Origin of the sequence: Ciceribacter sp. L1K23 (assembly GCF_018122705.1) — a bacterium.
GTDB lineage: Bacteria > Pseudomonadota > Alphaproteobacteria > Rhizobiales > Rhizobiaceae > Allorhizobium.
Genome location: NZ_JAGRRC010000001.1, coordinates 798,527 through 813,989, shown reverse-complemented (window position 1 = coordinate 813,989; position 15,463 = coordinate 798,527). Strand labels below are relative to the sequence as shown.

The 15,463-nt window shown below is 59.2% G+C and carries 17 protein-coding genes; 6 read left to right on the top strand and 11 right to left on the bottom strand.

Annotated features, from left to right (window positions below; all coding sequences use genetic code 11):
* Positions 1–120: 120 nt before the first annotated feature.
* From J5J10_RS03735 to J5J10_RS03710, 6 genes are all read right to left on the bottom strand, one after another.
* Entirely contained in the window at positions 121–465 is a 345-nt protein-coding gene (locus tag J5J10_RS03735) for a response regulator (RefSeq protein ID WP_208553933.1), read from the bottom strand.
* A complete protein-coding gene (locus J5J10_RS03730) occupies positions 465–1,910 on the bottom strand; it encodes an HWE histidine kinase domain-containing protein (protein ID WP_211928886.1) in 1,446 nt (481 codons plus the stop codon). Before J5J10_RS03730 ends, J5J10_RS03735 begins: the two co-directional genes overlap by 1 nt.
* Positions 1,911–2,103: 193 nt before the next feature.
* On the bottom strand, positions 2,104–2,649 hold the full coding sequence (locus J5J10_RS03725) for a sarcosine oxidase subunit gamma family protein (RefSeq protein WP_211928885.1): 546 nt from the start codon (positions 2,647–2,649) through the stop codon (positions 2,104–2,106).
* An 11-nt stretch (positions 2,650–2,660) separates the two neighbouring features.
* The gene (locus J5J10_RS03720) at positions 2,661–5,618 is read right to left on the bottom strand and encodes a sarcosine oxidase subunit alpha family protein (protein WP_211928884.1); all 2,958 of its coding nucleotides are present in this window, start codon (positions 5,616–5,618) and stop codon (positions 2,661–2,663) included.
* Positions 5,615–5,896: a sarcosine oxidase subunit delta gene (locus tag J5J10_RS03715; RefSeq protein WP_208553929.1), complete on the bottom strand. Its 282-nt coding sequence runs from the start codon at positions 5,894–5,896 to the stop codon at positions 5,615–5,617. Before J5J10_RS03715 ends, J5J10_RS03720 begins: the two co-directional genes overlap by 4 nt.
* 8 nt (positions 5,897–5,904) lie before the next feature.
* Positions 5,905–7,158 carry a sarcosine oxidase subunit beta family protein gene (locus tag J5J10_RS03710; protein ID WP_211928883.1) on the bottom strand — a complete coding sequence of 418 codons (1,254 nt, stop codon included), beginning with the start codon at positions 7,156–7,158 and terminating at the stop codon, positions 5,905–5,907.
* A 291-nt stretch (positions 7,159–7,449) separates the two neighbouring features.
* On the opposite strand from J5J10_RS03710, the gene J5J10_RS03705 reads away from it, so the two are divergent.
* Entirely contained in the window at positions 7,450–8,481 is a 1,032-nt protein-coding gene (locus J5J10_RS03705; RefSeq protein WP_211928882.1) for a DUF2793 domain-containing protein, read from the top strand.
* A gap of 297 nt (positions 8,482–8,778) precedes the next feature.
* On the top strand, positions 8,779–9,498 hold the full coding sequence (locus J5J10_RS03700; protein WP_348646496.1) for a sugar transferase: 720 nt from the start codon (positions 8,779–8,781) through the stop codon (positions 9,496–9,498).
* Between the two features lie 28 nt (positions 9,499–9,526).
* Here J5J10_RS03700 and J5J10_RS03695 read toward each other — a convergent pair whose 3' ends face one another.
* Entirely contained in the window at positions 9,527–10,261 is a 735-nt protein-coding gene (locus J5J10_RS03695) for a helix-turn-helix transcriptional regulator (RefSeq protein WP_211928881.1), read from the bottom strand.
* A 406-nt stretch (positions 10,262–10,667) separates the two neighbouring features.
* Here J5J10_RS03695 and J5J10_RS03690 point away from each other — a divergent pair, with 406 nt between their 5' ends.
* Positions 10,668–10,943: a DUF1153 domain-containing protein gene (locus tag J5J10_RS03690; RefSeq protein WP_208553925.1), complete on the top strand. Its 276-nt coding sequence runs from the start codon at positions 10,668–10,670 to the stop codon at positions 10,941–10,943.
* Here the strand turns inward: J5J10_RS03690 and J5J10_RS03685 are convergent.
* On the bottom strand, positions 10,940–11,407 hold the full coding sequence (locus tag J5J10_RS03685; protein ID WP_249116666.1) for a paraquat-inducible protein A: 468 nt from the start codon (positions 11,405–11,407) through the stop codon (positions 10,940–10,942). The genes J5J10_RS03690 and J5J10_RS03685 overlap by 4 nt on opposite strands.
* A 97-nt stretch (positions 11,408–11,504) precedes the next feature.
* Between J5J10_RS03685 and J5J10_RS03680 the strand changes: the two genes are divergently transcribed.
* Positions 11,505–11,786, top strand: coding sequence for a GNAT family N-acetyltransferase (locus tag J5J10_RS03680; protein WP_211928880.1), 282 nt, complete (start codon positions 11,505–11,507; stop codon positions 11,784–11,786).
* Between the two features lie 75 nt (positions 11,787–11,861).
* On the opposite strand, the gene J5J10_RS03675 is transcribed toward J5J10_RS03680, so the two are convergent.
* On the bottom strand, positions 11,862–12,212 hold the full coding sequence (locus J5J10_RS03675) for a flagellar export protein FliJ (protein WP_208553923.1): 351 nt from the start codon (positions 12,210–12,212) through the stop codon (positions 11,862–11,864).
* Positions 12,213–12,656: 444 nt separating this feature from the next.
* Between J5J10_RS03675 and ctrA the strand changes: the two genes are divergently transcribed.
* A complete protein-coding gene (ctrA, locus tag J5J10_RS03670; RefSeq protein ID WP_099058674.1) occupies positions 12,657–13,358 on the top strand; it encodes a response regulator transcription factor CtrA in 702 nt (233 codons plus the stop codon).
* Between the two features lie 105 nt (positions 13,359–13,463).
* Here ctrA and J5J10_RS03665 read toward each other — a convergent pair whose 3' ends face one another.
* Positions 13,464–13,826, bottom strand: coding sequence for a response regulator (locus J5J10_RS03665; protein ID WP_208553922.1), 363 nt, complete (start codon positions 13,824–13,826; stop codon positions 13,464–13,466).
* A gap of 123 nt (positions 13,827–13,949) precedes the next feature.
* Positions 13,950–14,594, bottom strand: a complete 645-nt coding sequence (locus tag J5J10_RS03660) for a histidine phosphotransferase ChpT (protein ID WP_211928879.1) — start codon at positions 14,592–14,594, stop codon at positions 13,950–13,952.
* Positions 14,595–14,837: 243 nt separating this feature from the next.
* Between J5J10_RS03660 and J5J10_RS03655 the strand changes: the two genes are divergently transcribed.
* The gene (locus J5J10_RS03655) at positions 14,838–15,371 is read left to right on the top strand and encodes an EipA family protein (RefSeq protein WP_246746052.1); all 534 of its coding nucleotides are present in this window, start codon (positions 14,838–14,840) and stop codon (positions 15,369–15,371) included.
* The last annotated feature ends 92 nt before the right edge of the window (positions 15,372–15,463 follow it).

Genomic DNA, 15,463 nt, shown 5'->3' with positions numbered 1-15,463 from the left:
AGGACGAGAAGCCCATGGCTGCGACGCGACATGTCGCGTGCGGAAAAACAATTGTTCAGTGTGCGGCGCCGGCTGGGCAATTGCTGCGGCGGAGCGCTGTCGGATATCCGGCTCGCGGCGTCAGCGCTCAAGCCCGGTCAACGCATTCGCGATCTGGTCGGGTTCGAACGGCTTCTGCACGACCATGGCATCCAGGTACGGCTCGATGAGTCCCGCCTTGCCGTAGCCGCTGGCGAACATGAACGGGATACCCCTTTCACGCAGCCTGTCGGCCACAGGGAAGGATTGTTTGCCCGCCAGGTTGATGTCGAGAATGGCGAAATCGACATCCTGCGCCTCGACGATGTCGAGCGCCGTTTCCAGTCGCATCGCAGGCCCCACGACCGTATGGCCGAGGTCGACAACGACATCCTCGATCAGCATTGCGACCAGCATTTCATCTTCGACAATCAGAACTCTTGCCATCACGAAGCGGCTCCGGTGGCCTTGTCACTGACGGCCTCCAAGCTCGTGTCCAGCGTAAAGACCACCCCTGATGGCGCGTACTCGATATGCGCAACGCCCCTGAGTTCAAGCGGCAGAACCTTGAGGATGAGACGCGAGCCGAAACCCCGACGATCGCTGGGCATAACCGCCGGGCCGCCTGTCTCGGTCCACGACATCCGGAATTCGGAATGGGGACCCACTGACCAGGACACGTCAACATTGCCGCTCGGGCTGGATAATGCACCGTATTTCGTCGCATTGGTCGCAAGCTCGTGGAGAGCAAGTGCGAGCGAGATGGCCGCATGCGGTCCGACGCGCAGATCAGGTCCACCTATCCGGATCGCATCCCGTCCGGCTACCTGAAATGCTTCGAGCGAACTCTCGACAATCGCACGCAGATCGGCTCCCTCCCAGTTTTCCCGGGTCAGAACGTCATGCGCTCGTGAAAGTGCCATGATCCGCAAGGATATGGCCTTTGCCGCCTCCTCCTTGGTCTGAACACCGCGAAGGGTCTGCGTGACGATCGACTGGATAGAGGCAAGCGTGTTTTTTACGCGATGATTGAGTTCGTTGATCAGCAGCTTCTGGTGTATCTCCGCCCGGACCCGATCGGTGACGTCGGACCCCTGAACGAAGATCTGGGTAACGGTCCCGCCATCTTCTCGTATTGGCTGATAGACGAAGTCGACAAAGCGTTCTTCGAGAACTCCCCCCTCCGTTCGACGCAGGAGCACTCTCTGCGATGTCCGGTTGACTGCCTCGCCCGACTGGAAGACGTGGTCAAGGAGTTCGACGAATCCCTGCTCGGCAACTTCCGGCAGAGCATCGGCGACCGGCAGACCCAGCACATCACGCGGACCGATCAGTTTCCGATACTCCGGATTTACGAGTTCGAACCGATGCTCCGGACCGCTCAGCATCACCATGAACGTCGGAGCCTGGGAAAAAAGGTTCTGCAGGCGCTGGAACTCCTCGCGATTGCGTCGCTCGGCAATGACACGCTCTGTGGTCTCGATGACGATGGCGATGACACCCGCAGGCGTGCCCGTTTCGTCCAGAACCGGAGAATAATCTAGGTCCAGCCACACTCTCTCGGGATAACCCTTTCGATGCAGGACGAACTCCTGGTCACGATAGGCGAGCGTTTTACCCGCCAGTCCCGTTTGCATCACATGGTCATTGAAATCTCTGGCCTCGGGCCAAGCGTCTCGCACGCTCGATCCAAGCAGCGCCGGATGCCTGTGACCGCCAATCACCGAATACCCGTCGTTATAAATCATCACGCCCTCTTCACCCCACAGCATGACCATGGGAACGGGCGATTGAAGGATGAGAGACGTGGACGTTTTCAGCGGAGCTGGCCAGCGCTCAACGGGTCCAACCGGCGTTGACGACCAATCGTACGAACGGATGAGAGACGCCATCTCTCCGCCATGACCGAGGAAGCGAAAAGCGTCTTCTGTGTCAGGTTCAGTATAGGACATAAAATGTGTGCTACCCATTAGTGCCCCAACGTCGATCGGAGCAGCATACCCAGGCGAGCAACGCACGACCTCCAACTTTGTTCCGCCGGCAAACAATATCTATTTGGCAGAGCAAGTGTTCCTAAAAAGCGTGTCAGGCGAACCCCGCTGTCATGGCATATTCGCGTCCCATCTCCATGATTTCTTCGAACACATGGCCCGCAAACGAGCGGGGAACGATCAGTTCAAAAGTGTTTTCGCCCGTGCGCGCCAGGTTGGCAGCGACATGACAGCATTGGGTTGGAGTGGACGCCCCGACAACAAATTCATCGGGATGGACGTCGACCGCCAGGCACTTGGCGAGGATCTTGCGGACGCTCGGGCCCGCAAGACGCAAGACCACGCGTCCATCACTCTGATCGGTAAAATGAAGCACATCGTCTCCCGCCGCCGTCAGTTCCCGTGCGATCGAGGAAGCAGAAGCATCCTCTGACACGAGCAACCATTCGCCGGGGCCGGCAAACCGGGCGGAACCAGCCTCTATCCGGCCAAGCACCGAAAGTGCGTCCCCTTCCCGCCCGCTTCGCGCCAACACGGAGAGAACGGCCGGTCTTTTCACGACAGCAAGGTGATGCGGGTTGGGCGTGCCTTCGAAGCCGACAATGTAGTCCTCGAGCACATGGCGATGCGGGAAGGTCATGGTCGCGCTCCTTAGATATAGAGTCTTTTGTTATCGGGATCGACAAAGGCCGGGGCGCAGACCTCGGCCAGCACCTCGGATCCTCGCAGGCCATCCCAGACGATAATCTTCTCACCCATGCGCTCGCGTCCGGACTTGAGGAAAGCAAGCCCGATATGCTGGCCGAGGACGGGGGAGTAGCAGACGGACGAAACCCAACCCTGGTCGTTTGCCATCGAAGGATTGGCACCCTCCTTCAGAAGATGGGCACCCGCCTTGATTTCCTTGTCGCGCTCGACGGGCTTTACTCCAACAAGCTGCGGCCGATCAGCCGCCGTCAGCCCGAAACGGCTGGAAAGCCGCTTGCCGATGAAATCGGGTTTCTGCTCGGAGAACATCCGTCCGAGACCGAGATCGTCCGGCGTCGTGCGGCCGTCGATCTCGTTGTGCGTAACATGTCCCTTCTCGATCCGCATCACGTTGAGCGCCTCGACGCCATAGGCGCAGATCGAATGCTCCTTGCCGGCGTCCATCAGGGCATCGGCCACGGCTTCGCCGTAACCCGCCGGAACGGCCAGCTCGTAGGCAAGCTCGCCGGAAAACGAGATACGGAACAGCCGCGCGCGAAGACCACCCTTCAGCCCGACCTCGCGGGCGGCAAGGAATGGGAAGGCCTCATTGGAAATGTCGTCCTCGACGATCTTCTCCAGAACCAGCCGTGCCTTCGGGCCGACCAGCGACATCTGTGCCCATTGGTCCGAAACCGATAAGAAGCGCACGTCAAGGTTCGGCCAATGAACCTGCGATGCGAACTCCATATGGGTCATGACTTCAGCCGCATAGGCCGTGGTCGTGGTGACGAGGAAATGGTTCTCCGCCAGACGGCTGGTGGTGCCGTCGTCGTAGACCATGCCGTCCTCGCGCAACATCAGCCCATAGCGCGCCTTTCCGACAGGGAGTTTCAGGAAGGCATTGGAATAAAGCCGGTTCAGGAATTCCGCCGCATCCGGTCCGAAGACCTCGATCTTGCCGAGCGTCGAGACGTCACAGAGTCCGACATTGGCACGGACGTTCAGAACCTCGCGGTCAACGCTTTCGCGCCACCCCTTCTCCCCCGCTCGTGGGAACCAGGATGAACGATACCAGAGCCCGGCCTCGACGAAGATCGCGCCGTTCTTTTTGGCCCAGCCATGCAGGGGCGACTGGCGGACAGGTCGCGAGTGTTCGCCGCGGCTCGTGCCGGCCATCGCGCCGAACGACACTGGCGTATAAAAGGGACGGAACGTCGGGGTCCCGACCTCGGCCGGCGACACGCCGCGCATGCCGGCAATGATCCCGGCCATGTTGACGTTGCCAAGCTTGCCCTGGTCGGTCGCCATGCCGCCTGTCGTATAACGCTTGGAGTGCTCCACATGGCTGTAGGCCTCGCGTTGGGCGAGACCGAGATCCTTGGTGTGAACATCGTTCTGGAAATCGACAAAAGCCTTGTCGCGGGCGCCCGGAACATACCAGAGCGGCGCGAAGGCGACGTCATAGTCTCCCTCGACTTCGGGTACCGGCAGAGAGCCCACCATGCGCCCCAGTGCCTCGATCGCGGCATGGCCCTTGTCGGCGCCGTCGCGCAGGCAGTCGGCAATCGTGGAAAGACCGGCAGCGCTGCCCGCCACCTGCAGCCCCTGCCCGACATCTGGCGCGAGAAACGCGCTGTGTTTGTCGGACCAAACCGGGCGTGCGCCGCGCTGGCAGGCAAGATGGATCACCGGGCTGTAGCCTCCCGACATCAGAAGCGCGTCGCAATCGAGCGCCTCGTCATAGCCGGATCGTTCAAGGATCAGGCTGGAGATGCGGTGACGGCCCGCGGTCTTGACGATACCGGCACCGCTGATCACACGGACCCCCTCCGGCGCGGTGTCGGTCGAACCGGCGCGGCTATCGATGACGGCAGCGACCTCGATCCCGGCCGCCACGAAATCGGCGGCGGCCTTATAGCCCGAACCACCGTTCGAGAAGATCGCGACCTTCTGGCCGACGGCGACGCCATAACGGTTGAGATAGGTTCGTGCCGCGCCGGCCATCATCACGCCGGGCCGATCGTTTCCGCCGAATACCAACGGCCTTTCCTCGGCACCGGTCGCTAGCACGGCCCGTTTGGCAACGATCCGCCACAAACGCTCCACCGGAAGATCCGGCGATGGTTTGGCGAGGTGCTTCTGCACTTTCTCAAGCGCGCCAAAAACGTTGTCGTCGTACCAGCCAAACACCGTGGTGCGCGGCATCACTGTTACGTTCGGCAGGGCGGAAAGCTCGGCCACGACATCGCCGACATAGACCGCCGCAGGCTTTCCATCGATCGCGACGCGCTCGTTGAGCAGCGACCCGCCAGGCCGGAACCCCTCGTCGGCAAGGATCACGCGAAGGCCGGCCCGACCGGCGGCGAGCGCTGCCATCAACCCGGTCGGTCCGGCGCCAATGACGAGCAGGTCGCAATGCGCCCAGCTCTTCTCGTAGCGGTCCGGGTCCGCTTCCATCACAGCCTTGCCGAGACCCGCCGCCTTGCGGATTAGCGGTTCATAGACCTTCTCCCAGAACGAGGCCGGCCACATGAATGTCTTGTAGTAGAAGCCGGCGCTCAGAAAGGGCGAGAGCAAACCATTGACGGAGCCGATATCGTATTTCAACGACGGCCACCGGTTCTGGCTGCGGGCGACAAGGCCGTGATAAAGCTCCGCCACCGTCGCCCGCGTATTCGGCTCGGTGCGCGCGCCCTCCCCGATGGCGACCAGAGCATTCGGCTCTGCCGACCCTGCCGTCACCATGCCGCGCGGACGATGATATTTAAACGACCGGCCGACCAGCATCTGATCGTTGGCGAGCAGTGCCGAGGCGAGCGTATCGCCTTCGAGGCCCTTCATTTCCCGACCATCGAAGGTGAAGGTGAAGCTGCGCCCGCGATTGACAAGGCCGCCACTGTTTAAACGATGGCTGGTCATCGGCCCGCCTCCCGCGCCACATCGGCGGCATCCCGTACGGAAAAGACCTCGTGGCTCATGGCATTGTCGCGCTCCACGACGAGCCAGCGGCGGCAGCCACCGGTGTGGTGCCAGTATTCCCGGATGCGCCCCTTGGGATTGTCTCTAACAAATACATACCGGTACCACGCATCGTCATCGGCCGAAGGCGACGGACGCTGCGGCACCGCATCTCCCCTGATGGAGAACTCTTCTTTCGGTCGAACCCCGCAATGCGGGCAATGAATCAGGCTGGCCATCGGATGTCTCAATGAAGATTGGGTTGCGGGCCCTTGCCGCCCTCGTCGACAGCAAAACCGCGACGGAAGCGATCAAGGCGCAGGAGGCGTGCGACATGATGTGGCTCGTTGCGGGCAATCAGGTGCGCAAAGCAGAAGCCCGAAGCGGGCGTCGCCTTGAAGCCGCCGTAACACCAGCCGCAGTTCAGGTAGAGATTGTCGATCGGTGTCTTGTCGATAATCGGCGAGCCGTCCATCGACATGTCCATGACCCCGCCCCAGGCGCGCAGAACGCGCAGCCGGGAAAGGCCCGGGATCAACGACACGCCTTCCTCGATCGTATGCTCGACGGTCGCAAGATTGCCGCGCTGGGCATAGGAGGAATAATAATCGATGTCCGCACCGAACACCAAACCACCCTTGTCCGACTGCGAGATATAGAAGTGTCCGGCACCATAGGTGATAACGTTATCGATAACCGGCTTGACGCCTTCGGAGACGAAAGCCTGCAGGACATGCGACTCGATCGGTAGTTCGAGGCCTGCCATCTGTCCGGTCAACGAGGTATTGCCAGCGGTTGCCAGCGCCAGCTTGCCGCAGCCGATGAAGCCTTTGGTCGTCTCCACGCCAAGCACGTGACCATCGACTTCCCGGCGAATGCCTGTCACCTCGCAATGCTGGATAAGATCGACGCCGCGACTGTCAGCGCCGCGCGCATAACCCCAGGCGACAGCGTCGTGCCGGGCGGTGCCGGCGCGCTTCTGGTGGAGGCCACCCAGGATCGGGAAGCGCGCATGCTCGAAATTCAGATACGGCATCATCTTGCGAACCTGCTCGCGGTCGAGCAGTTCCGCGTCGACGCCGTGGATCTTCATCGCATTGCCGCGCCGCGCATACGAATCGCGCTGGCCGTCGGAGTGGAACAGGTTGACGATGCCGCGCTGGCTGACCATCGCGTTGAAGTTGAAGTCCTGCTCCAGCCCTTCCCACAGCGTCATCGACAGCTCGTAGAACGGCTCGTTGCCTTCCAGCATGTAGTTAGAGCGGATGATCGTGGTGTTGCGGCCGACATTGCCTGAGCCGAGATATCCCTTCTCGATCACCGCGACATTCGTGACGCCGAATTCCTTGGCGAGATAGTAGGCGGTCGCAAGTCCATGGCCGCCGCCACCGACAATGATAACGTCGTAATGCGGCTTCGGCTCGGGTTCACGCCAGGCCGGCTTCCAGTTCCTGTTGCCTGAGAACGCTTCCCTGACGATGGAGAGGGCGGAGTAACGCATCTGTTGGTCCTGTGGATATGTGGCGGCCACATTCGCACAGCCGCGCCAAAGAGCAAGTCCATGCGGGACGTCAATCGTGCATTTTGGGACATCGGGTGAGATGCCGGGAATGCACACGCGACACAGACCTACAGTCGATAGTCAAGCGCCACAAAAGAGGCGGGGAGATACGCCCTTAATTATCAAAGAACCATATTTTTTCCTCGTCCTCCGCGTCCCCCTTTTCCGTCGGCAAGCGACAATCATCGGCACGTGATCCGGAAATGTCCGGCCGTTAGAAGGAGACCAACGATGCGCGAGACCACACCGAACCTCGACCTGCCCTACCTCAGGCCAGCACAGGCGCAGAAACATATCACCCATAACGACGCGCTGACGCGTCTGGACGCCATAACTCAGCTCGTTCTGGTCGACGATCTCGTCGACCCACCGGAAGACGCAGCCGATGGCGACTGCTTTATCGTCTCCGCAGGGGCCGGCGGACCCTGGTCCGGCAAGGACGGAAAGATTGCCGTCCGGCAGGACGGCGGGTGGCTTTTTCTCTCCCCCAGGGAAGGCTGGAGGGCGTACTTCCTCGGTGACCACGACATGAAAATCTTTGCGGAGGGCCAGTGGCAATCGATTGTCCTGCCGTCGCACGCAAGCGTCGGCACGCTCGGGATCAATGCGACGGCGGACAACACGAACCGGCTTTGTGTCTCGGCACCGGCGACACTCTTCAACCACGCTGGCTCTGATCATCGACTGACAATCAACAGGCAGGCGTCGGCAGACACGGCGGCTGTCGTTTTCCAGACGGATTGGCTCGGCCATGCGGAGATCGGTCTGGCTGGAAACAGCCGGCTTGCCCTCAAGGTCAGTCCGGACGGCACCAACTGGTTTACCGCTATGGACGTCTCACCGGCAGGGGTGGTCGACCAGCCGAACCGTCCGTTGGTATCGGCAACACTGTCTATCGGCGCCTATGCTCCACCAAGCGATTCGCAGATCGGCTTCGACACGGTTTTGTTTAGCCAAGGTGGCTTCACGCTCGGTTCAGCAGCGCCGGGGAGCGGTATGGGCAATCGACTCATTGTGCCTGCCGACGGCTTCTATGCGATAAATCTGCGGCTCCGGACGAGCGCGTCCTCTGGTCATCACGTAACGGTTCTGCGAAACGAGTCGATCGCGCTAGCCTCGCTGACGGGACAGGCAAACGACCAAAATTGCGTCAACTGCCTGGCGCAACTGGTGACCGGAGACAGTCTCACCCTCGGATTTTCGGGCGCATCGACGATCGATTTTTCCCCGGAAAACCTAGGCCTTGAGGTTTACCTAATATGAATAGCGGACAGAAAAGACGGTTAAATCCAAAGCCCAAAAAACCGTCATACAATTGTTAAATTTTCGACAAATGCATCGTTTTTAGTCTTCAATAGATTAAAATACGATCAGTCGAGAAATATTCACCGCCACAAATAGGACAAACTTTGCAGGACGGCCGGAAATGCCGTGACCGTCTTGCAACGGGACTTGGTTAAGTTAACCAACCGTTAATTTTGCGAATGACTTTGCCGAAAAGGTGATTTATTCAACCAGGGTGTCTTGGCGCAACCATCATGAATGAACGAGGCGAAAACCGTGAGTATTGCGCAAATCCAGGATTCGGATACCGCACGCCCCGCAGCAATGTCTGCTCCCATGGCGTACATCGAAGCGGCCTCGTTCAACGGTCGCGATGACAATCGCCAGGTGGCGGTGCATTACGCCTTGAAGCGATCGCTCGACATATTCGTGTCCGGTCTCGCTCTTCTGCTGTTGCTGCCGTTTTTCCTGACGGTCGCGCTTCTGATCAAGCTCGACAGTCCCGGTCCGGTTCTGTTCAGGCAGCACCGCTGGGGCAAGGGATGCAAGACAATCAGGGTCTACAAGTTCCGCTCCATGCGAACCGACCTCTGCGACACGACCGGGGTCGCGCAGACGGTGAAAAACGATCCGCGCGTAACACGAATGGGCGCCATCCTGCGCAAGACCAACATCGACGAACTGCCGCAACTGTTCAATGTGCTGATGGGCGATATGTCGCTGGTCGGCCCGCGCTGCCATGCTATCGGCATGCTTGCTGCGGGCATGCCCTATGAAAGCCTTGTTCCGGAATATCACCGCCGTCACGCCATGCGGCCCGGCATAACGGGACTGGCGCAGATGCGCGGTTTGCGTGGCCCGACGGATCGTCCGGCCAAGGCCCGTGCCCGTATCGCCTGCGATCTCTATTACATCGAAAACTTCTCGATTTGGCTGGACATCAAAATCCTCGTCGGCACCGTCATGTCGGAAATACGCGGCGGCAGCGGCTTCTGAGCCTACCCTCCATCGACGACTAATCGGATCACAACAGGCGGAATCGACAAGCTCGAGCGACCGCCTGCATCCTGTTGACCGAGTCAAGCTTTCGCATCGCGCTCTTCAGATAGCTGATGACCGTATGTCCAGAGATGTTCAGGATAACGGCGATCTCCTCGCTGCTTTTGCCCGCGGCCGACCAGCGAAGGCACTCCAGTTCGCGTGCGGACAACTTCTCCCGAGGACCGTCCTGCGGCGCGCGTGTAAGGCCGAGATCCAGCAGTTCCAGTGCTCCGAAATAGAGCTTAGCGACGTCTTCCTGCGGAAGAGAGTCTCGCGTCCCCGAGAAGACGAAGATGTAGTGATTGAGATGAGCGTCGTGTAACGAGAACGCGATGCTGGAGACAAGGCCCTGGCTCTCGAACAGACGCTTCTGGTCTGCATCCGATTCCGAGTTCAATGCCGTCGAAAAAAGGCATTCGCGCGTGAAGAACGGTCTCACACCTTGCCGCAGGCGACCCACCAGCTTGCTGAAACCGAAGGCATCGGTCGAATGATAGATATCGCGCAGCGATGCAGGCCAGTTGCAGCTGATCAGATTGGCGAGGAATTCGGGCTTATCCGCCTTGGGAAAGCTTGCCACCAGAAAAAACGGCATACCGTGCGCCTTGCCCAGTGCCATCAGACGGCGCGCAACTGCATCATTTCCGGCGTCGTCCCGTAAATCGGAACTGGCATCCACTGCATGGTCTGCATGACCTGTGTCTACGGCTCGGTACATAAATTCCTCATCGTCGGAACGATTCCGACATTGGACTGAGTGTGCAGGCTGCTTCTAGTCTCGACCTTGCTAACGGTTTTACGACGGCGAGCGTTCCGGATGACGGAACCGTGTCGACGGGTCAGCGGGTTGGAGGTCGGCTCGTATGCACGCATGGCATGCACCGTAACGTTGGTGTGCCTTCTACACGAAATCATACATTAAAATAATTCAAATTAGGCATAACTCCTATGCAACTGCCGCAAGTTTACGCAACGGCAGCAGATCGACGTGAATCATTCCTCTCAAGATCCGGTGAATCACTTTGCTTAAATACTTATCAAATCGTTACAGGCTGCTTAGCCAAATTTTAAAGGTGCATGGTTAGGATGAGCGCCTGTGGTCTTGAGTATGTGTAGAGAGTCCAATGACCGAAATGATACGCCCCCGAGTGAAGTATGTCATCGGCCCCGATGGCAGCCCGCTCACAATCGCCGACCTGCCGCCGCCGGATACGCGCCGTTGGGTCATTCGCCGAAAGGCGGAAGTCGTCGCCGCCGTCAGAGGCGGCCTGCTCAGCCTTGAGGAAGCGTGCGAACGCTATACGCTTACGGTCGAGGAATTCCTCTCCTGGCAGAGCTCCATCAACGATCATGGCCTTCCCGGCCTGCGCACCACAAGAATTCAGCAGTATCGCCATTAAACATCTGCTTTATTCATTCCGCTTTTAAGAACTGCGGGCAACACGCCCGCGATCATTGCAGAGACCGCGAAAAACCAGAGGCCTGGCTGAGTGAAAGCACTCGCCAGGCCGCTGCTTTTTGCGGCGAAGATCACGATCGCGACGAGCATCACATCCATCATGGACCAGCGGGCGAGATGAGGCAGGAGGCGCTGCCAGTACCCTGACTTGTCCGGCGAGGCGCGTTGCCCGATGGCCTCCGCAGCCAGCAACATCAGCTTCAATGTGGGCAGGACCATGGAGAGGACGGCCACGAGAGACGCAAGTCCGTAGTCTCCTCCCGACCACAGCGACCCGACGATTTCGATGAGCGACGGCGTGCGGCTGACGACATAGAACGTCTCCAGGCGAAGAAGTGGCAAGGTGAAGCCAAGAGCAAGACAGAAGGGTGCCGCCACCAGCAATGTCGCCCGTAGCCAGATCATCGCAAGTGTCCTCCCGCGCTTCATCCCTGGGGTTGAATGCCCTTTTAGCCTATATGAGCGTGTCAGGAAGAGACCAAGGTCAAATTGAGAGGATACGATGACGATCACGCACCAGGAAGGCCACAGCGGTGGCGCCTACACCATGGTAGTTGGCGATGAGACGGCGAAACTTACCTATTCCAGGGCTTCCCCGAGCCTGATCATCGTCGACCACACCGAGGTTCCGGATGCGATGCGCGGACAGGGGATCGGTCAGAAGCTGGCGGCCCACGCGGTCGAGGCCGCCCGACTTGGCGGCTGGAAGATCGTGCCGCTATGTCCATTCTTCCGAAGCCAGGTGGAGCGGCATCCCGAATGGCGCGACGTCATTTCAGCGTAACGCGCAAACATGAAGAGGGAAGCCGCGCCTCTTGCAGCGCAGCTTCCCTCTTCATTCCGCTCTAGCCTTTCCCGGTCAGGCGCGTGCGCGCTGCTGACCGTCCCGCTCCTCCAGAGCGGTTGCCTTCGCATATTCCGCTTCGGCCTCTTCCAGCGCCAGTTCCGCAGCTTCCTGCTGAACCTTCAGTTCCCGGATCGAGTTCTGGAGATTATCGGCACGCTGCCGGGCAGCCTTTGCGAAGGTTGGATAGGCAAAATGACCGGGATCGGAAATGCCCGACTTCTTCTCCTCGATGGAGATCTGGCTTTCCAGTTCCTTCGACATCCGATCGAATTCAGACATCATCAATTGCAATTGCTGCAACTGGCGACGTTTCTCGGTGACCTGAAAACCTTTCAGGCGCACTAGGCTCTCACGCGACTTCATACGCAATACTCCGTTGATGCGAGACCCCCGCCAACTCGTTTACTGCCCGCCGAGACGCTGTCGTTTGCGAATCGAATCCTAAAAAAGTTCGGCGACGTTAATAAAAAGCTACCGCTGGTAACCTTTCGTTTACGGGCATCGTTAATGATAACGGTGATCTTTTAAGGGTCAGTAAATGCCGCATCCCAAAAAGGGTGCCTCGACAATGACGAGTCGAATGAATCGGTTAGCGGGAGTTTCTCACAAACTGATTCAAACTTGGCGATGCCGGAAAGACGCGAAAAATCAGGAGTCTGCAAACCTTGCTTAATAAATTCCGTACACCTTGCCAGAGGGAATCAGAATTTGTTAACCATTTGGTGGCAGCCTTCAAATCAGGCAACGACTGGATCCGAAGCGCGTGGGGACCATCTCGACCTTTCGGCGGCGGTTAAGGGGATAATTATGCGGGTTCTTCTCATTGAGGACGACAGCGCCACGGCGCAGAGCATCGAACTGATGCTCAAATCGGAAAGCTTTAACGTCTACACCACCGACTTGGGTGAAGAAGGTGTCGACCTCGGCAAACTGTACGACTACGACATCATCCTGCTCGACCTGAACCTGCCCGACATGTCCGGCTACGAAGTGCTTCGTACGCTGCGTCTGTCCAAGGTTAAGACGCCCATCCTGATCCTGTCGGGCATGGCAGGCATCGAGGACAAGGTACGCGGTCTTGGCTTCGGCGCCGATGACTACATGACCAAACCCTTCCACAAGGACGAGCTCGTCGCCCGCATTCACGCGATCGTCCGCCGCTCCAAGGGCCACGCACAATCGATCATCATCACCGGTGAACTCATCGTGAACCTCGATGCGAAGACGGTTGAAGTCGGGGGCCAGCGCGTTCACCTAACTGGTAAGGAATACCAGATGCTGGAGCTCCTCTCGCTCCGCAAGGGTACCACGCTTACCAAGGAAATGTTCCTGAACCACCTCTATGGCGGTATGGATGAGCCGGAGTTGAAGATCATCGACGTCTTCATCTGCAAGCTGCGCAAGAAACTTGCCAACGCTGCCGGCGGCGCCAACTACATCGAAACCGTCTGGGGTCGTGGCTATGTGCTGCGCGAGCCGGATGGCTCGGAGTACATGGAAACCGCTTGAGCCTTGCTCGATAGACCATCAAAAAACCTGCCTCGCGGCAGGTTTTTTTGTGTTCAGCGCTCGAATGGATGGAAAGGCCGCTGCGCCGCGACCAGCTCAGGATTGTCAGGCGGCGATGGCCTTGTCGGTGAATATCTTCGTGAGGATCTTGCGATCGAAAGGCTTCAGCAGGAACTCGTTGGCCCCCGCCCGCTTGCCCAGCATCATCGTCTTGAGGTCGGCCTCGATCACGCAGTAATAGATCGTCACGCTCTTGCCGTCCGGCAGGGCGCGGATATTCGTGATCAGATCAAGCGCGCCTTCAAGCCCTGCATCGACGATCAGAAAGTTCGGGAGTTCTCGTTCGCAAAGGCGCAACGCTTCGCGCGCCGTCGCAGCTTCGGAAATGAGAAAGCCGATTTCCGACAGGATTCTCTTGCCGACCTTGCGGACGATGTCCGAACTGTCCGCGATCATCAAACGCTGCATGGAAAACTCCTCTCGTCCGCCAAGTCGGGGGCGACCAGAGAAACAATCTAACGTGGTGCGGCTAAGAAACGGTTACCGTGGACCGTCCCGTTTCGGGAAGTTGACCTAACAGGACCAGGCGTGTCAGGCCGCCATTTCCGCAATGAAGGCGATTTGCTCGTCGGACGAGACATACTTGATCTCCATCCCGCATTCCTCGGCCAGCAGCACCGTGTAGTAAGGCTGGATGGAGTGGGCGTCAATCGCTTCCTCTGCGCGACCCGAGAGGATCTCGGCAAACTTCTGCGGCACACGCATCAGGCGCCCTTTTACGGCGATCGTGAACCGCGCATCATATTCCGGGTTTTCGAGCGAGATCTCCATCTCGCCGCCGCGCGGAATGGCGCTGTATGCCACCAGAAACAAGTTGAGCAGCAACTTGACCCTGTTCTTCGCGATGATGGCCCGCGGACCGCTCCACGAAATCTGAGCCTTCTTTTCGGCTTCGACGAAATCGCGCGCCGCCTTTTCCGCCTCTCCGGTGTCGATGGAGGCGCCGACCGAGCCGGACGCACCGAAGGCCAGCCGCGCGAACTTCAGCCGGACCGACGCGTTGAGCGCGCTCGCCCGAATCAGTTCCATCGCGTCGGCATCAGCCCCGCCCTCATCGAGAAGCTCGAGACCGTTGTTGATGGCTCCGACCGGAGAAATAACGTCGTGGCATACCCGGCTGCACAGAAGCGCTGCAAGGTCGGGACCGGCAAGCGTGAGAATAGGGTTCTTTGGCATCGGGTTCTCCTAAGAAACGGAATCGCCGCACCACAGGCGGAGCGGCACACGGTGGCCGCTCGGACATCCGATTCCTCTGCGGCCATAATGACACCATATTTGGTAAACCGATTGTTAAGACCCTCGACGCAAAATGCGCCAAGGGTAACGGGTTCCGCCCGAGCATGCACAATTACGGAGGAAACGATGAGCCCCGCCAGACGTCCTGTGACCGCATTCGTGCGGGCGATCGCGCTGACCGTCATGACCATCGCGCTGTCACTCGGCGCAACGCGTCCCGCTTCGGCCGACAGTAGCCAGTATACCATGCAGGAGATCGTTGATGCCGGTCACGGCTTCTTCGGCTCGACCAGTGGCGCTTTGGCCAAGGTAATCGAGCAGGCCTTCGGCCAGTATGGCCTGCCGAATGGCTATATTCTCGGACAAGAGGGCTCCGGCGCCTTCATCGCCGGCCTAACCTATGGCGAAGGCAATCTCTACACCAAGAACGCCGGCCAGCACGAAGTCTTCTGGCAAGGCCCGTCGCTCGGCATAGACTATGGCGGCAACGGCACTCGCGCTATGATGCTGGTCTACAACCTGCCGAGCGTTGACAGCCTCTATACCAGGTTCGGCGGCGTCAGCGGCTCCGCTTACGTCGTCGCCGGCGTCGGGATGACAGCGCTGAAGAACGGCAACGTCGTTCTCGTTCCGATCCGCACCGGTATCGGCGCGCGCCTTGGCGTCAACGTTGGTTATCTGAAGCTCACCCAGGCGCCGACTTGGAACCCATTCTGAACGATTTGCGCGTCGAACGCGCAAACCTTGTTCCGCGCAAGCCTCGTGGTTAATGATGCGTGTCGCAACGGCTCGCTGAGGAACCACGAAAC

Excerpts from the sequence above, each read along its gene's own strand:
- J5J10_RS03735 (WP_208553933.1), bottom strand. The coding sequence starts at position 465 with ATGGCAAGAGTTCTGATTGTCGAAGATGAAATGCTGGTCGCAATGCTG.
- J5J10_RS03730 (WP_211928886.1), bottom strand. The coding sequence starts at position 1,910 with ATGGCGTCTCTCATCCGTTCGTACGATTGGTCGTCAACGCCGGTTGGA.
- J5J10_RS03725 (WP_211928885.1), bottom strand. The coding sequence starts at position 2,649 with ATGACCTTCCCGCATCGCCATGTGCTCGAGGACTACATTGTCGGCTTC.
- J5J10_RS03720 (WP_211928884.1), bottom strand. The coding sequence starts at position 5,618 with ATGACCAGCCATCGTTTAAACAGTGGCGGCCTTGTCAATCGCGGGCGC.
- J5J10_RS03715 (WP_208553929.1), bottom strand. The coding sequence starts at position 5,896 with ATGGCCAGCCTGATTCATTGCCCGCATTGCGGGGTTCGACCGAAAGAA.
- J5J10_RS03710 (WP_211928883.1), bottom strand. The coding sequence starts at position 7,158 with ATGCGTTACTCCGCCCTCTCCATCGTCAGGGAAGCGTTCTCAGGCAAC.
- J5J10_RS03705 (WP_211928882.1), top strand. The coding sequence starts at position 7,450 with ATGCGCGAGACCACACCGAACCTCGACCTGCCCTACCTCAGGCCAGCA.
- J5J10_RS03695 (WP_211928881.1), bottom strand. The coding sequence starts at position 10,261 with ATGTACCGAGCCGTAGACACAGGTCATGCAGACCATGCAGTGGATGCC.
- J5J10_RS03690 (WP_208553925.1), top strand. The coding sequence starts at position 10,668 with ATGACCGAAATGATACGCCCCCGAGTGAAGTATGTCATCGGCCCCGAT.
- J5J10_RS03685 (WP_249116666.1), bottom strand. The coding sequence starts at position 11,407 with ATGATCTGGCTACGGGCGACATTGCTGGTGGCGGCACCCTTCTGTCTT.
- J5J10_RS03680 (WP_211928880.1), top strand. The coding sequence starts at position 11,505 with ATGACGATCACGCACCAGGAAGGCCACAGCGGTGGCGCCTACACCATG.
- J5J10_RS03675 (WP_208553923.1), bottom strand. The coding sequence starts at position 12,212 with ATGAAGTCGCGTGAGAGCCTAGTGCGCCTGAAAGGTTTTCAGGTCACC.
- ctrA (WP_099058674.1), top strand. The coding sequence starts at position 12,657 with ATGCGGGTTCTTCTCATTGAGGACGACAGCGCCACGGCGCAGAGCATC.
- J5J10_RS03665 (WP_208553922.1), bottom strand. The coding sequence starts at position 13,826 with ATGCAGCGTTTGATGATCGCGGACAGTTCGGACATCGTCCGCAAGGTC.
- J5J10_RS03660 (WP_211928879.1), bottom strand. The coding sequence starts at position 14,594 with ATGCCAAAGAACCCTATTCTCACGCTTGCCGGTCCCGACCTTGCAGCG.
- J5J10_RS03655 (WP_246746052.1), top strand. The coding sequence starts at position 14,838 with ATGACCATCGCGCTGTCACTCGGCGCAACGCGTCCCGCTTCGGCCGAC.